Below are 14,646 nucleotides of genomic sequence, written 5' to 3' on the forward strand. Positions count from 1 at the left end.
CCGTCGCGTGCGTCGAGGGAGTGGGGCATGAGCCGGTCGGCCACCGCAGGGGCTCCGGGCGAGTTGCGTCGCGGGCTCGGGGTGGCCGACGCCGTGACCGTCGGCCTGGGGGCGATGATCGGCGCGGGGATCTTCGCGGCCCTGGGGCCGGCCGCGCGGGCCGCAGGGTCCGGGCTCCTCGTGGGACTCGCGGTGGCCGCCGTGGTGGCGTACTGCAACGCCACCTCCTCCGCCCGGCTCGCCGCCCGCTACCCGGCTTCGGGCGGCACGTACGTGTACGGGCGCGAGCGCCTCGGCGTGTTCTGGGGCTGGCTCGCCGGGTGGGCGTTCGTGGTCGGCAAGACCGCGTCCTGCGCGGCCACGGCGCTCACCGTCGGCTCGTACGTGTGGCCGGGGCAGGCGCACGCCGTCGCGGTCGCCGCGGTGGTGGCGCTGACCGCGGTGAACTACCGGGGGGTGCAGAAGTCCGCACTGCTCACCCGGGTGATCGTGGCCGTGGTGCTGGCGGTGCTCGCGGCGGTCGCCGTCGCCGCCCTGACCTCGGGCACGGCGGACGCGGCCCGGCTGGAGGTCGGCGCGGACGCCACCCCGGGCGGGGTGCTCCAGGCGGCGGGCCTGCTGTTCTTCGCGTTCGCCGGGTACGCGCGGATCGCCACGCTGGGCGAGGAGGTGCGCGACCCGCGACGCACCATCCCCAGGGCCGTTCCGCTCGCGCTCGGCATCGCCCTGGCCGTCTACGCCGTCGTAGCGGTGGCCGCCCTGTCGGTCCTCGGCCCGCAGGGGCTGGCGCGGTCCGCGGCGCCGTTGTCGGACGCGGTCCGGGCGGCGGGCGTGACATGGCTGGTGCCGGTGGTGCGCGTCGGCGCGGCCGTCGCCGCGCTCGGGTCGCTGCTGGCGCTGATCCTCGGTGTCTCGCGCACCACGCTGGCCATGGCCCGGGACCGTCACCTGCCGCACGCGCTGGCCGCGGTGCACCCGAGGTTCAAGGTGCCGCACCGGGCCGAGCTGCTGGTGGGCGCGGTGGTGGCGTTGGCCGCCGCGACGGTGGATCTGCGCGGGGCGATCGGCTTCTCCTCCTTCGGGGTGCTCGCCTACTACGCCGTCGCCAACGCCTCCGCCTGGACGCTCACCGAGCCCGACGGCCGGGGCCGGCCACTGCGGCGGCACAGGCTGGCCCCGGCCGTCGGACTGGCGGGCTGTCTGGTGCTGGCCTTCGCCCTGCCCCTCTCGTCGGTGCTCTCGGGCGCGGCGGTACTGGCCTTCGGCGCGGCCCTGTACGGGATCCGCCGTGCCGTGGCAGCCCGCCGGCGGATCATGTGAATCGACTGGAGCATGGTGAGCGTGGACTCCACCTCGTGCGGGCCCACCGACACGTGGACCGCGACGAAGACGAACGGACGATCAAGCGGCTCAAGCCGTGATCAGCACGCTTCCGCAGCATCCGCCCTTCTCGTCAAGTCCGCTGCGATGTGGTCCCAGTCCGGGCCGTGCAGCCACAGGTTCTCGGCAGCCTCCCGCATGAGCGCCGGTTCGTCCGGGCGCTGCAGGAGCACCAACCGATAGGCCAGATTGCGGATCCAGACCGGCAGACAACCGTCGACCGCGTGCGGGCTGAGCTCATGCAACATGGCGAGGATCGAATCCGCGTCAGCGAAGGTCAGTTCCTCGACGAAGTAGTGCTCTCGGTGCTCGCGACCGCACTCCGTCGGGGTCCGGTACTCGTCTCCGTATAGACACCGCGCGTGCTCCGTCAGAGTACTGTGCATGCCCTGGAGCCTAGACGCGGCACTTCGCCGGACAGGCCCTGGGCGTGTCCGACGGGTCGTGTCCCGTGGCACGCCGTCGGGCGCGAGGCCCGTGAATTTTCCGTTGCTTCGCGACAGCCGAGGGCCTACGGTCCCGATCATGCTGCCTCCGGTGGAAACGGATGAAGAGCGGGACGCGGTCCTCTCCGACGAGATGGTGATGCGCCCCGGTGTGGAGGACCTCTGTGCACGCCTTGGTCTCGCCGATGCACCGCTGACTCGTTTCCCGGACGGGACGCAGCCGGTCTACGCGGTGGGCGACGAGCACGTTCTCAAGCTGTTCCCAGGAGCCGCCGCGCAGGCCGGCGTCGCGGAAGGCCGTGTCCTCACCCACATCCAGGGACGGCTGCCGGTACCGACCCCGCAGGTGCGCGACTTCGGCCCGTACGAGAACGGCTGGCAGTACGTACTGATGTCGCGGCTCCGCGGCGAGAACCTGGCCCGCGCCTGGGACCGCGTGCCGCGGAGCCACCGTGAACGGCTCGTCACCGAGGTCGGTGAAACCCTGGCCGCGCTGCACGCCCTTGACCCCGATCCCCTCGGGGACGTCCTCGGCCCCGGGGACTGGGGCGCCTTCCTGGACCGCCAAGGTGCCGGTGCTGTGGAACGGCAGCGCGCCCTCGGACTGCCGTCCACCTGGCTGGAGCAGATCCCGGACTTCCTGGCCTCGGTTCCGCTGCCGCGCGACCCGCACCGATGTCTGCTGCACACCGAGGTCATGCAGCAGCACTTCCTGCTCGATCCCGACGGGTGGCGGCTGACCGGCCTCTTCGACTTCGAACCGGCCATGATCGGTGACCGCGCATACGACTTCGTGGGCGTCGGCCTGTTCGTCACCCGGGGCGATCCGGACCTGCTGGCCCGTCTCGCCAGGGCATACGGCCACACCTTCGAACCCCCCGAACTGCTCGCCCACACATTGCTGCACGTATACAGCGACATCCCTTGGTACATGCGGGAACTGGCTGTACCCGCCGACGGAACGCTGCTCTCACTCGCAGAGACATGGTTCGGCACGGCGTGAGGCCTGACCGTCACTGCCAGCTCCTGACCAAGGACTGTCCGGCGGATCACCAGCGAAGCCACAGGCGAACAGCAGCGACGGCCACCGTCCCGTGGAGGACCGTGGGGGCGCCCGTGGCGGCGCTTGACCTTGCCGCTGGCAGCAGGGTTGAACGATGACGGCATGGACACCAGCACCGCACCCCGAATCCGCAGGATCGTCGCCGTCACAGGGGCCGGCACCGGGATCGGCCGGGCCACCGCCCGCGCTTTCGCCGCCGAGGGCGCCCACGTCCTCGCCGTCGGCCGACGGGCCGAACCGCTCAGTGAGACCGCCGCCGGGCACAGCCGCATCACCCCGCTGGCCGCCGACATCACCGCCGCAGGCGGGCCCGAACTGATCGTGCGGACCGCGCTGGAGATGCACGGCCGGTTGGACGTTCTGGTCAACAATGCCGCCATCGTGCACAGCGGTTCCCTTGGCGCGCTCACGCCGGAGTCGATCGCCCTGCAGGTCGCCACCAACATGATCGCGCCAGTTCTCCTCGCCCAGGCCGCGCTGCCGTCCCTGGAGGCGTCCGGCGGAGTGATCGTCAATGTGAGTACCTCGGTGGGGCAGCGGGCCTGGCCGGGCAGTTCCGTCTACGCGGCGACCAACACCGCGCTGGAGACGCTGACCCGCAGCTGGGCGGTCGAGCTGGCGCCTCGCGGCATCCGAGTGGCGGCGGTCGCACCGGGCGCGATCGACACCCCGATCGGCGAGCATCAGGGGCTGACGCCTGAACGGATGGCCGAGGTGCGCGAGTGGCAGTTGGCCCACACCCCGTTGGGCCGGATCGGCCGGCCGGAGGAGGTGGCCTGGGCGATCACCCAACTCGCCGCACCGGCCGCGTCGTTCGTCACCGGAGTCGTACTCCCGGTCGACGGCGGGGCGGTCGTGGCGTGATAGGAATTGCATCCCGGAGGGGGGAGCGGGTGCGGATCGGTGAGCTGGCCAAGGCGACCGGGGTGACCGCCCGTGCGCTGCGGCATTACGAGCAGGCGGGGTTGATCGCCTCGGAGCGTGCGCTCAACGGTTACCGACTCTACGACGAGCGGACGGTGGGGCGGGTCCGCAACATCCGCCACCTCCTGGCCGCCGGGCTCACCCTGGACGACGTGAAGGTCTTCCTGCCGTGTCTGGACGGAGACGTCGCCACGGCGCCGCCGTCCGAGAAGGGCATCCGGGTCGCGGTGGAGCGGCTGGCGGTCCTCGACGAACGCATCGCCGCCCAGACCAGGGTCCGGGACCGTCTCCAGGCCGCGCTGCGCCAGGTGACCGGCGACCGGACCAGGCCTGTGGCGTGACCGCCCGCCTCGCCGCCAGGGGTGGCGTGATGGAGGGTCAGTCGCGGTAGGAGCCGAGGTGCCGGACGCGGGCCTGGACCAGCTTCGCCGAGCCGTTCTCGGCGAAGACCTGCACTCCCCGGCTGTCGGGGTCGGGGAAGATCTGGTCGGTGATCACCGCTTCGCCGCTGCCGCCGAAGACCTCGACGGACGACCAGTCGACGAGGACCCTCAGCTTGACCTTGCCGTTCTCGGGCTCCAACGGCGCGCTCTGGACGCCGGGGAAGGTGCTGTCGAAGTCCACGGCACCGGAGTGGGTGCGGTCGACGTACAGCTCCTGAGTGGTGGTGTCGTAGCCGATGACGGTCTCCTCGCCTCCGGCGCCGGTCCGCACCTTCAGGCCGAGGCGTTCGGCGTCCTCGAGGGAGAAGGTCGCCTCGATGTCGAGTGCCCTGCCCTCGGCCGCGGGACCGATCAGGGGCTTCGTGGTGTTCTTGACGGTCACGCCGGCCGCCGTCGCCGGGCTCTTGTGGCGGAGGGAGTCCAAGGCGCCCACCGGCTCGCTGGTCAGGCGGACTCGGCACCGACGTCCACGGTGTCCGACGGGATGTCATCGTTGACTTGTGTCAGCGATGACATCGAGTGGCCCCGATGATGGGGGGCATCGACGCGTCAACAGGTTGGGCGCCATCGTCTGTAGAGGGGTTGCTGTGGCTGCCACTGTCGAACGCCCCGGAGCTCACGCGGCATGACACATCTCTGCCGGTCCTGTGCCCGTGCCGACGATTAGTCTTCGGCACGGGCACGAGATTTCAGGAGGGGTAGTCATGGCTGAGGATCCGATCGACCTGATCCGCCTGGAAGGGGACGGCAACAGCGTCGTTCTCCGGATCGCGGGGAAGGAAGAACGGAGGTCTCCCACCGAGGCCGACGCCCTGGTCGGAGAGTTCCTCATCGACACGCCCTTCGTCCGTGGCACCTTGAAGACCTGGCTCTTCCCCGAGGATCTGCGGCTATGGCAGCAGGCCCTGGACTCGCTCGACGCAGGGCAGGACATCGCCTGGTGCGAGGGCAGACGCATACCATGGCTGTTCATCGGACTCGACGAGGACGAAGACCGGTGCCGGGTCACGATCAAGGACCACTCGGCGTCTCTGACGACGGTGACGGTGACCGTCCCACTGGCCGACGCCTGGTTCGACGACGCATACCGGCGCCTGGACTCGGTCTGGGAGGCCTGGCCCATGACCGAAGGCTGAACCATGGCCGACGAAGGAGATCGCCGGCCTCTTTCGGATGAGAACACACCACTCACTTGGGGGATTCGATGACCGCCGTCTCACGGCACGTACCGTTGCCCATCACCACCGAACGGCTGGTCCTGCGGTTGTTCACGTCCGGCGACATCGATGATCGACATGCGTACCAGTCCCTGCCGGAGGTCGCGCGCCACCTCTATCGCCCGCCGCTCACTCGCGAGGACTGCGCGGAGTCCATTGCCGCGCGAGCCGACGGGACTGCCTGGCAGGCCGACGGCGACGTGCTCTTGCTGGCCGTGTGCCGGGCGGACGAGCCTGGTGTCGTCGGCGAGGTGGTCCTCACCCTCAGGAGCGCACGCGCTCGCCAGGCCGAGATCGGCTGGGTCTTCAACCCTGAGTGCGCCGGGCGGGGTTACGCCACCGAAGCGGCGCGCGCCCTTCTCTCGACGGCTTTCGACCGGTTGGGAGTGCACCGGGTCTTCGCTCGACTCGATGTCGCCAACACCGCGTCGGTACGCGTGTGCGAGCGCCTCGGAATGCGCCGTGAGGCGCACCTGGTCGACAACGACCTCGACGGAGACCGGTGGGGAAGCGAGTACGTGTACGCCGTGCTCGCCTACGAGTGGAAGAACTGAACTCCCCCCCCAGGCGCCCACCTATTCCGGGGGGCTCCGCCGCGGACGTCGGGGCGACGTCGCCGTTGAAGCGTGAGCGGCTGGGGACTTCGGCCTGGTACTCGGTGAGCCGGGCGGGGCCGCGGAGCATGCGGGAGATTCTTCGCTGCGGGCAGGCTCTTGGCTGATGGGAGACCCTTCGCCGAGGGGCAGGCCGGCGTTCTTCGGCTTCCTCACGGCGCAGGCCAGGGCCGCGAGCACCGTCGCGCCGCCCGAGAGCGCGAAGCACACCCCGAGCGGCAGCCGTGCCGTCAGCAGTCCGGCCGTCGCCGTGCCGCCCGAAATCCCCGCGTTCACCGCCGTGTTGACCCAGGCGCCCGCTTGGGTTCGGCGCTCTCGCGGTGCCACCTCGTCGGCCAGCAAGTACGCCGTGGTGAGCGCCGGCGCCACGAAGAATCCCGCACACGCCACCGCGATGGTCAGCGCCCCCATGCCCGGTGCGAGCCCCGCGGCGGCCAGGGCGAGACCGAGGCCGGCTGCGAGGAGCGGCAATCGCACCCGGGCCCCGGTGCGCCAGTCGACGGCGCCGTTCAGGAGCCCGCCGACCGTGCTGCCCGCCGAGGAAGCCGCGAGCACCCAGGCCACGTCGTCACCGTGATGCCGCTCCGTCGCGAACGCGAGGACCAGCAGATCGACGGCGCCCAGGGACAGCCCGACCCCGGCAGCCACCACGATCGGCGTCAGCAGCGCCCGCGCCCCCTGCAGCCGGCCCCTGGAACGTGCCGCCCCCTTGGCGACGGCAGCCGGCCGTGCGTTCCGCACGGCCGGCGACATGACGAATGCGAAGGTCCCGCCTCCCACGAGCAGCGCGCTCACGACGACCCCGGCCGCCGGGGGTGCGATCTGCAACAGCGCGCCGACCAGCAGCGGTCCGGAGACGAACAGCACCTCCTCCGCGACGCCGTCCGCACTGTATGCGCGCTGCAACAGCGACTGTTCATCAGTGAGTTCACGCCAGATGGCCCGCATCGAGGGGCCGAGCGGGGGCGTGGCGGCGCCCGCGGCCGCGGCGATGGCTCCCAGCAGGAAGGCGGGGGCGCCGGGCCGCCAGGAGACCTCCGCTAGGGCTCCCAGGAGACCGGCGTAGAGCAGTGCCATGGGCGCAAGCGCGCGGCGTGGGCCGTGGCGGTCGACAAGGGCCGCCCGTACCGGGGACAGGAAGACACTGGTGGCGCCGAACAGCGCCATGATCGTGCCGGCGACGGCGTACGAGCCGGTGGCCCGGGTCACCGCCAGCATCACGGAGAGGGGAAGCACCCCGTACGAGAGCCGTCCGAGCAGGGCGGCGCCGAAGGTGCGCCGGGCGTACGGAAGGCGCAGTACAGCGGCGTACGAGGGTCGCCCTTGAGCAGGCGCAGACATGGAAGAGTTCCTCGGTCTCGAGGCGGAAGGAGGGACGCCGAAGTGCCGCGAGCGCTGTGCGCGTGTCGCGGGCCTGGGCGTGCCTATGCCAAGAGGAGGAACATGAGGCTCAATGTAGCAGCGGGCACCGGGGGAGGTCAGCGGTCCCGAGGGATCTTGGAGCCGCACGGCCCCGATCCGCACGCGCCGACTCCTTCGTGCGGGCGGCAGGGGCCCGGACATCGTCGCGCCGGGGCCCCTCCGCGCGTCCCGGCCCAGGAGGCCGGGCGGCTCACGCCGTGTGGATCTCCAGGGCCGCACGCACCGCGGACTCCACCGCTCCCTCGATCCAGGCCGGCTTGACGGACGTGTGGTCGCCGGCGAAGTGCAACGGGCCTTCGGCGGCGGGGATGGCGGTCAGCAGCTCCGTGTGCTGCCCGGGCAGGAGCACGGAGGCCTCCCCGTAGGCGTAGGGATCACGCAGCCAGCTCTGGGTGCGGCCCGCGCCGGTGTAGAAGACCTCGATGCGCCGGCCGTAGACCTGCTGCAGGCCGCACAGAGCGTGCGGGTAACGCGCCTCGTCGTCCAGGGAGTCCCAGCGCAGCGCGTCGTCCGCCCAGCTGTAGGAGGCCAGGACCACCCCGCCGGAACTGCCCGGAACCGGGTGGGAGGGGTGGAACATGAACCGGTTGGCGTTGTCCGAGACCGAGCCGCCGCCCACGACGTCGACCGCCTCCGGCTGGTCGCGCGCGACCGCGCGGTGGGCGGCGTAGTGGGTGCGCTGACCCGCCGTGATGTGCCCGCCGGGCACGGAGGGATGGGCGCCGAGGAGGCTGCCGTCCGCGGTGGCGCGGCCGGTGCGGTAGGCGTCGTACAGGCCCGGACGGACGGCGTTCAGCTCACGCTTCCAGTCGGCCTCGTCGAACTCCCACCAGCGGCGGCTGAACTCCAGCAGCACCTTGGTCGCGCTGTCGTAGTGCAGCTCGGCCACCGCACGGCGCTTGCGGTACGACATCTGCGGGGCGATCTGGACGTGGCGCAGCCCGGAGAACGGCACGGTGATGACGGCGGCGTCCGCGGTGAACTGCTCGCGCACGACGGGACCGCCACGGCCCTCGGACACGGTGTCCACCCACACGTGCGGCCCCTTGTCGCGGACGTGCTCGGTGTCCGACGAGGCTCGGTCGGGATGGTGGTACTCGAGGCGCGTGACCCGGCGGTCGAACCGCACCTCCTCGCGCACGCGTCGCAGCAGGGCGTCCGGCAGTACGGCCGTACCGCCCTCCAACTCGTAGAACGGCGTGTCGGGGCTGATGAGGGAGGAGCCGATGAAGCTGTGGATGAAGGAGAGCGGGAGCCGTGACGTGAGGTTCTCCAGCGTGCCGATCAGGTCGATGGTCCGCTCGTCGAGGCCCGCGTGCTCGGTCAGGAAGCGGAACATCGACCAGTCGCCGAACCGCTGCACCACGCGGGCCCAGCCCCGCAGCCGCTCGGGGAGCGGCTTGGCGACCCGCTTGCCGTCGCGGTCGACGTAACTGAACTCGTCGCGCACCGGGTCCAGCGCGGAGCGCAGGATGACGGCGGCCGGGGTGTCCCAGCGGGCCTTGGGGACGCCGAAGGACCGGTTCACGCGCCGGGGCGCGCGGGCGTAGTCGGCGCGCCGCACACGGATGCCGTTGACGTGGATCCAGGTGCGGTTGGCCGGACGTCCCTCGGTGTCGACGTCGACGTAGTGGAAGCGCCGCTTCTTCAGACCGAACTGGTCGATCAGCTCCATCACCAGGGAGTGGCTGCCGGGGATGCGCATGGCACCCGCCTCGGCGTACTGGCGGGGGTCGGCGAAGGGCTGCTCGGCGCGTTCGTGGCCGCCGCTGCGGAAGGTCTTGATCCGCCCGCCCGCACGGTTGCCGTTGGCCTCCAGGACGGTCACCCGGTGACCTGCCCGCTTCAGCAGCCAGGCGGCCACCAGACCGGCCGGGCCGGCGCCCACGACCAGGACCTCCTTGGGCTGTGTCCGTCGGTGGGCCGGCAGCCCCTCCTGGAGGGCGCGCTGGTAGCGCGGGACGAGGGGACGGTCGTGGGAGTCCAGTACGAGGAGGGCGCGGGCGACGGCGAGGCACCGGTCGAAGTCGGTGGCACGACGCCCGGTCGGGGCGGAGGCGGGGACGGCCGGTGCGGGCAGAGCCGCGGCGACACCGCCGGTCAGGGCCGTCGCCACGGTGGCCGTGCCGGTCGCCGCCGCGAAGGTCCGCCGGGAGAGACCGCCGTCTGAGCGCGCATCCGCGTGATCTTCAGTCATGGCGGTCTTTGTACTGGCGGCGGTCACCGGACACCCGGCCTTCGCACCGGCGTTGACCCGAAGGAGCGAACGGCCGGCAAACCCTGACGCCCCGACAGGACCGCTCCGTCGGGGCGTCGACCGCGCCGCCTACGGTGAAGCCCTCCGAGCCATGCACGGTCGCATGATTCGTCGGCTCAGTCGAAACATTCGAAGCTGAGTCGAGGCGGGATGCCGCACCCCACCCATCGAGTGTCACAGGTCAGCGGCGTGCTTGAGCAGCCCGAGGAGCGCACTGCGGAGTCCGGACGTCGGAGGATGTTGACATGCCGGGACGCCTCTCTAGTATCCGTGACGCCTGACTTTCCGAACGACGCATCGAAAGTGCGAGCACGCCTCGAATGTCATGAACTTGACATAACGCCACCGAAAGGAGTCCCCGGTGCGCAGACCCAGACGATCAGGCGGACGACGACTGCTCCGACTCCTCGCGGCCGCCGCACTCACGGTCACCGCGTCCATGACGGCCTCCGCGCACTCCGCCGCCTCGGCCGCCGCGCCCGGCAGTCCCGCGCTCACGCCACCCCTGGGCTGGAACAGCTGGAACAGCTTCGGCTGCGGGATCACCGAGGCCCAGGTCCGCCAGGCCGCCGACGCGATGGCCTCCTCGGGCATGCGCGACGCCGGCTACCGGTACGTGGTGGTCGACGACTGCTGGTTCGACCCGCAGCGCGACGCGGCCGGCAACCTGCGCGCCAACCCGTCCAAGTTCCCGAGCGGGATGAAGGCCCTCGGCGACTACATCCACGGCAAGGGCCTGAAGTTCGGCATCTACCAGGTGCCGGGCGACCGCACGTGCGCGCAGACCACCGGCGCCTATCCCGGGTCGACGGGCAGCAGGGGACACGAGGCCCAGGACGCCGCCGCGTTCGCGTCGTGGGGCGTCGACTACCTCAAGTACGACTGGTGTTCCTCCAGCGGCACCCGTGACGAGCAGGTCGCGCGGTTCACGCTGATGCGCAACGCCCTGCGCGCCACCGGGCGGCCCATCGTCTACAGCATCAACCCCAACAGCTTCCACGCCATCACCGGCGCCACCTACAACTGGGGCGAGGTCGCCGACCTCTGGCGCACGACCGAGGACCTGCTCGACATCTGGCAGAACGGCAACACCAACAGCTATCCGATGGGCGTCGGCAACGTCCTCGACATCACCGCTCCCCTGGCCGCCCAGTCGGGTCCGGGGCACTGGAACGATCCGGACATGCTGGTCGTGGGCCGCCCCGGCCTGTCCCTGACCGAGTCCCGTTCCCACTTCGCCCTGTGGGCGCTGCTGAGCGCCCCGCTCATGGCGGGCAACGACATCCGCACCATGTCCGCCGACGTGAGCGCGATCCTGCGCAACCCGCGGCTGCTGGCGGTGAACCAGGACCCGCTGGGCGCGGGCGGACGGAGGGTGCGCGACGACGGCAGCACCGAGGTGTTCGCCAAACCCCTCGCCGACGGCTCGGTCGCGGTCGGCCTGTTCAACCGCGGCTCCAACGCCGCGACGGTCACCGCCTCGGCCGCGCAGGTCGGGCTGTCCGGCGGGCCGTTCAGCCTCACGGACCTGTGGACCGGCGGCACCTCGAGCACATCCGGGCAGATCTCGGCCGGCGTCCCCGCGCACGGTGTGGCGGTGTTCCGGGTGACCGGCGGCAGCCCGCTGGCCGCCACCACCTCGCGGCTGCGCGGCAACGCGTCGGGCCGCTGCCTGGACGTGGACAACGCCTCCACAGCGGCCGGGGCCGCGGCGGTGCTCTGGGACTGCCACACGGCCGCCGGCCAGCTGTGGACCACCTGGGCCGGCGGCGAGATCCGCGTCTTCGGCGACAAGTGCCTGGACGCCTACAACCAGGGAACCACCGACGGCACCCGGGTCATCACCTGGACGTGCAACGGCCAGAACAACCAGAAGTGGACCGTCGGCTCCGACGGTTCGATCCGCAACGTCCACGCCGGGCTGTGCCTCGACGCCGACCGGGCCGGCACCGCCAACGGAACGCGGCTGGTCCTGTGGAGCTGCAACGGCCGGACCACCCAGAAGTGGAGCCGCACATGAGGGACGCAGCGCACCCGCCGACGGCTCGTCCGCCCGTGGGCGCCACGACGATCCCGGCTCGGCCGTCACCCGTCGCCGGCACCAGGCTCACCCGGGCAGTCACCTGGACCCTGGGCCTGCTGCTGGCGTTCGCCGTCGTTCCCGCCGCGGTCGCCCCCACCGCCGCCCGGGCCGACAACCCCATCGTCCAGCACGTCTACACCGCCGACCCGGCCCCCTTGGTCCACAACGGGCGGGTCTACCTCTACACCGGGCACGACGAGGACGGCTCCACCTACTTCACCATGAAGGACTGGCGGGTGTGGTCCTCCGCCGACATGGTCAACTGGACCGACCACGGTTCGCCCCTCAGCCTGGCCACCTTCAGCTGGGCGTCCGCCGACGCGTGGGCCGGACAGGCCGTGGAGCGAGGCGGCCGGTTCTACTGGTACGTGCCCGTCAAGAACCGGGCGACCGGCCGGATGGCCATCGGCGTGGCGGTGTCGGACAGCCCCACCGGCCCGTTCCGGGACGCCCTCGGCCGTCCGCTGGTGGAGAACGGGGAGATCGACCCGACCGTCTTCATCGACGACGGCGGCCAGGCCTACCTGTACTGGGGCAACCCGAATCTGACGTACGTCAGGCTGAACCCAGACATGACGTCCTACTCGGGCAGCCCCACCAGGATCCCGCTCACCACCGCGGGCTTCGGCACCCGCACCGGTGACCCCAACCGTCCCACGCTGTACGAGGAGGGACCCTGGGTCTACAAGCGCAACGGCCTGTACTACATGGTGTTCGCGGCCAAGTGCTGCTCCGAGTTCATCGCCTACTCCACGGCGCCCGGCCCGACCGGGCCCTGGACCTACCGCGGGACGGTCATGCCCACCCAGGGCAGCAGCTTCACCAACCACCCCGGGATCGTGGACTTCAAGGGCAGTTCGTACTTCTTCTACCACAACGGCGCACTCCCGGGCGGCGGTGGCTTCACCCGCTCGGTAGCGGTGGAGAGGTTCGCCTACAACGCCGACGGCACGCTCCCGGTGATCAACATGACGAGCGGCGGCGCTCCTCAGAACGGCACGCTCAACCCGTACGTACGCCAGGAGGCCGAGACGCTCGCCTGGGGATCCGGGATCGAGACCGAAGCGGCCGGCGAGGGCGGAATGAACGTCGGCTGGATCGAGACCGGCGACTACATCAAGGTCAAGGGCGTGGCCTTCGGGCCGGGCGCGTCCTCCTTCACCGCGCGCGTGGCCTCGGGCAGCGGCGGCGGGACCGTCGAACTGCGCCTGGGTTCCCCGAACGGGACGGTCGTGGGCCGCTGCTCCGTGCCGAACACCGGGGGCTGGCAGAGCTGGACGACGGTGACCTGCCCGGTCGCCGGCGCGGCCGGAACCCAGGATCTCCACCTGCGGTTCAGCGGCGGCAGCGGCTACCTCCTGAACATGAACTGGTGGCAGTTCGCCCCCGGCGCCTCCCGCACTCCGGCCGCCACCACGACGGCACCCCGGTAACCACAGAAGGGCAGTTGCATGACGACAAGGACACGATCCCTCTTATGGCCCGCCTTGGTCGCGGTGCTGGTCGTCCTGAGCCTGGGCGGCACGGCACTGGGTCTCGGCCAGGGCGGGAACCCCGGGCCCACGGCCTCCGGGACGGCTGCCGCACCCCTGCGCGCCGCTGCCGCGAGCCCCGGCTGCGGCAAGGCGCCCACCCTGACGAGCGGTACGTACACGATCCAGAGCGGCGGCAAGAACCGCAGCTTCATCCTGCGGGTCCCGGACGGTTACGACCGCAACCACGCCTACCGGCTGGTCTTCGGGTTCCATTGGCTCGGCGGAACCTCCACCGACGTCGCCACGGGCCGCACCGTGGAAACGGGCACCTGGGCCTACTACGGACTCCAGCGACTGGCGAACAACAGCGCCGTCTTCGTCGCACCCCAGGGCCTCAACAACGGCTGGGCCAACTCCGGCGGCGAGGACGTCGCCCTCGTCGACGACATACTCCGGCGCATCGAGTCGGACCTGTGCGTCGACACGACCCAGCGCTTCGCTCTGGGGTTCAGCTACGGCGCCGCCATGTCGTACGCACTCGCCTGTTCCCGCGCGTCGGTCTTCCGCGCGGTCGCGGTGCAGAGCGGCGGGCAGCTCAGCGGATGCAGCGGCGGAACGCAGCCCATCGCCTACCTCGGAGTGCACGGCCTCAGGGACAACGTCCTCGGCATCTCCGGCGGACGGGCGATGCGGGACACGTTCGTCAGGAACAACGGCTGCAGCCCCCAGAACCCGCCCGAGCCCGCGCAGGGCAGCCTCACGCACCGCATCACCGCCTACTCGGGCTGCTCGGCCGGGCATCCCGTCGCGTGGGCCGCGTTCGACGAAGGGCACATCGCCGCTCCCCGCGACGGAGCGCCCGGTGACAGCGGCAGGACCTGGGTGCCGGGAGAGGTGTGGAAGTTCTTCACGCAGTTCCAGACCACCGAGCCGTCACCGGGGACCGGCGCCTGCCGGGTCACCGCCGCCGTCAGCGCGTGGAACACCGGTCTGACGGCGAACATCACCCTCACCAACACCGGCGCCACCGCGATCGACGGCTGGTCGCTGGTCTTCACCCTGCCCGACGGCCAGCGCGTCACCTCCGGCTGGAACGCCGACTACTCGCCGGCCTCCGGCCGGGTGACGGCCAGGAACGTCGCCCACAACGCCACCATCGCCCCCGGTGCGTCCGTCGGCATCGGTTTCCAGGCCAGCCACACCGGCAACACCGCCCCGCCTGGCTCCTTCACCCTCAACGGCACAGCCTGCGCCGCCACATGAGCTGAAGCGGCCACACGGCAGCTCCGGCGCCGGGCACGCTCGTGCGCGCCCGGCGCCGG

The 14,646-nt window shown here is 71.3% G+C and carries 12 protein-coding genes and 1 pseudogene; 9 read left to right on the forward strand and 4 right to left on the reverse strand.

Features of this window, described 5'->3' with window-relative positions:
• The first annotated feature begins 27 nt into the window (after window positions 1-27).
• Entirely contained in the window at window positions 28-1,320 is a 1,293-nt protein-coding gene (locus ACIRS4_RS01760; protein WP_404188444.1) for an APC family permease, read from the forward strand.
• A 101-nt stretch (window positions 1,321-1,421) separates the two neighbouring features.
• Here the strand turns inward: ACIRS4_RS01760 and ACIRS4_RS01765 are convergent, their stop codons facing one another.
• The gene (locus ACIRS4_RS01765; protein ID WP_404188447.1) at window positions 1,422-1,766 is read right to left on the reverse strand and encodes a hypothetical protein; all 345 of its coding nucleotides are present in this window, start codon (window positions 1,764-1,766) and stop codon (window positions 1,422-1,424) included.
• Between the two features lie 139 nt (window positions 1,767-1,905).
• Here ACIRS4_RS01765 and ACIRS4_RS01770 point away from each other — a divergent pair, with 139 nt between their 5' ends.
• The 3 genes from ACIRS4_RS01770 to ACIRS4_RS01780 all read left to right on the forward strand — a co-directional run bounded on the left by ACIRS4_RS01770 (window position 1,906) and on the right by ACIRS4_RS01780 (window position 4,154).
• Window positions 1,906-2,829 (forward strand): phosphotransferase, encoded by a 924-nt coding sequence (locus tag ACIRS4_RS01770; protein WP_404188450.1) that lies wholly within the window; start codon window positions 1,906-1,908, stop codon window positions 2,827-2,829.
• Window positions 2,830-2,991: 162 nt separating this feature from the next.
• Window positions 2,992-3,753, forward strand: a complete 762-nt coding sequence (locus ACIRS4_RS01775) for an SDR family NAD(P)-dependent oxidoreductase (protein WP_404188453.1) — start codon at window positions 2,992-2,994, stop codon at window positions 3,751-3,753.
• A gap of 29 nt (window positions 3,754-3,782) precedes the next feature.
• Complete coding sequence (locus tag ACIRS4_RS01780) at window positions 3,783-4,154, forward strand: MerR family transcriptional regulator (RefSeq protein WP_404188456.1); 372 nt, start codon at window positions 3,783-3,785, stop codon at window positions 4,152-4,154.
• 37 nt (window positions 4,155-4,191) lie between these two features.
• On the opposite strand, the pseudogene ACIRS4_RS01785 reads toward ACIRS4_RS01780, so the two are convergent.
• Window positions 4,192-4,713, reverse strand: a pseudogene (locus ACIRS4_RS01785) (GH32 C-terminal domain-containing protein); the annotation flags it as partial.
• A 247-nt stretch (window positions 4,714-4,960) separates the two neighbouring features.
• Here ACIRS4_RS01785 and ACIRS4_RS01790 point away from each other — a divergent pair.
• Together ACIRS4_RS01790 and ACIRS4_RS01795 are read left to right on the forward strand one after the other, a co-directional pair.
• Window positions 4,961-5,392: a DUF5959 family protein gene (locus ACIRS4_RS01790; protein WP_404188458.1), complete on the forward strand. Its 432-nt coding sequence runs from the start codon at window positions 4,961-4,963 to the stop codon at window positions 5,390-5,392.
• Window positions 5,393-5,460: 68 nt separating this feature from the next.
• On the forward strand, window positions 5,461-6,027 hold the full coding sequence (locus ACIRS4_RS01795; protein WP_404188461.1) for a GNAT family N-acetyltransferase: 567 nt from the start codon (window positions 5,461-5,463) through the stop codon (window positions 6,025-6,027).
• Window positions 6,028-6,048: 21 nt separating this feature from the next.
• On the opposite strand, the gene ACIRS4_RS01800 is transcribed toward ACIRS4_RS01795, so the two are convergent.
• Window positions 6,049-7,428 carry an MFS transporter gene (locus tag ACIRS4_RS01800; protein ID WP_404188464.1) on the reverse strand — a complete coding sequence of 460 codons (1,380 nt, stop codon included), beginning with the start codon at window positions 7,426-7,428 and terminating at the stop codon, window positions 6,049-6,051.
• Window positions 7,429-7,699: 271 nt separating this feature from the next.
• Window positions 7,700-9,706, reverse strand: a complete 2,007-nt coding sequence (locus ACIRS4_RS01805; protein ID WP_404188467.1) for a flavin monoamine oxidase family protein — start codon at window positions 9,704-9,706, stop codon at window positions 7,700-7,702.
• Window positions 9,707-10,205: 499 nt separating this feature from the next.
• Between ACIRS4_RS01805 and ACIRS4_RS01810 the strand changes: the two genes are divergently transcribed.
• Genes ACIRS4_RS01810 through ACIRS4_RS01820 form a run of 3 tightly spaced genes read left to right on the forward strand, consistent with a single transcriptional unit; the run spans window position 10,206 to window position 14,587 of the window.
• On the forward strand, window positions 10,206-11,786 hold the full coding sequence (locus ACIRS4_RS01810; protein WP_404189745.1) for a glycoside hydrolase family 27 protein: 1,581 nt from the start codon (window positions 10,206-10,208) through the stop codon (window positions 11,784-11,786).
• Window positions 11,783-13,282: a glycoside hydrolase family 43 protein gene (locus ACIRS4_RS01815; protein ID WP_404188470.1), complete on the forward strand. Its 1,500-nt coding sequence runs from the start codon at window positions 11,783-11,785 to the stop codon at window positions 13,280-13,282. The genes ACIRS4_RS01810 and ACIRS4_RS01815 overlap by 4 nt, the downstream gene beginning before the upstream one ends.
• 18 nt (window positions 13,283-13,300) lie before the next feature.
• Window positions 13,301-14,587, forward strand: coding sequence for a cellulose binding domain-containing protein (locus ACIRS4_RS01820; protein ID WP_404188472.1), 1,287 nt, complete (start codon window positions 13,301-13,303; stop codon window positions 14,585-14,587).
• Window positions 14,588-14,646: the final 59 nt, after the last annotated feature.

This window comes from Streptomyces sp. NPDC101166 (genome assembly GCF_044768125.1).
Taxonomy (GTDB): Bacteria; Actinomycetota; Actinomycetes; order Streptomycetales; family Streptomycetaceae; genus Streptomyces.

Bases quoted from the DNA above. Each gene is read 5' to 3' on its own strand.
- ACIRS4_RS01815 (WP_404188470.1), top strand. From the start codon at position 11,783: ATGAGGGACGCAGCGCACCCGCCGACGGCTCGTCCGCCCGTGGGCGCC.
- ACIRS4_RS01820 (WP_404188472.1), top strand. From the start codon at position 13,301: ATGACGACAAGGACACGATCCCTCTTATGGCCCGCCTTGGTCGCGGTG.
- ACIRS4_RS01770 (WP_404188450.1), top strand. From the start codon at position 1,906: ATGCTGCCTCCGGTGGAAACGGATGAAGAGCGGGACGCGGTCCTCTCC.
- ACIRS4_RS01800 (WP_404188464.1), bottom strand. From the start codon at position 7,428: ATGTCTGCGCCTGCTCAAGGGCGACCCTCGTACGCCGCTGTACTGCGC.
- ACIRS4_RS01775 (WP_404188453.1), top strand. From the start codon at position 2,992: ATGGACACCAGCACCGCACCCCGAATCCGCAGGATCGTCGCCGTCACA.
- ACIRS4_RS01805 (WP_404188467.1), bottom strand. From the start codon at position 9,706: ATGACTGAAGATCACGCGGATGCGCGCTCAGACGGCGGTCTCTCCCGG.
- ACIRS4_RS01760 (WP_404188444.1), top strand. From the start codon at position 28: ATGAGCCGGTCGGCCACCGCAGGGGCTCCGGGCGAGTTGCGTCGCGGG.
- ACIRS4_RS01790 (WP_404188458.1), top strand. From the start codon at position 4,961: ATGGCTGAGGATCCGATCGACCTGATCCGCCTGGAAGGGGACGGCAAC.
- ACIRS4_RS01795 (WP_404188461.1), top strand. From the start codon at position 5,461: ATGACCGCCGTCTCACGGCACGTACCGTTGCCCATCACCACCGAACGG.
- ACIRS4_RS01765 (WP_404188447.1), bottom strand. From the start codon at position 1,766: ATGCACAGTACTCTGACGGAGCACGCGCGGTGTCTATACGGAGACGAG.
- ACIRS4_RS01810 (WP_404189745.1), top strand. From the start codon at position 10,206: ATGACGGCCTCCGCGCACTCCGCCGCCTCGGCCGCCGCGCCCGGCAGT.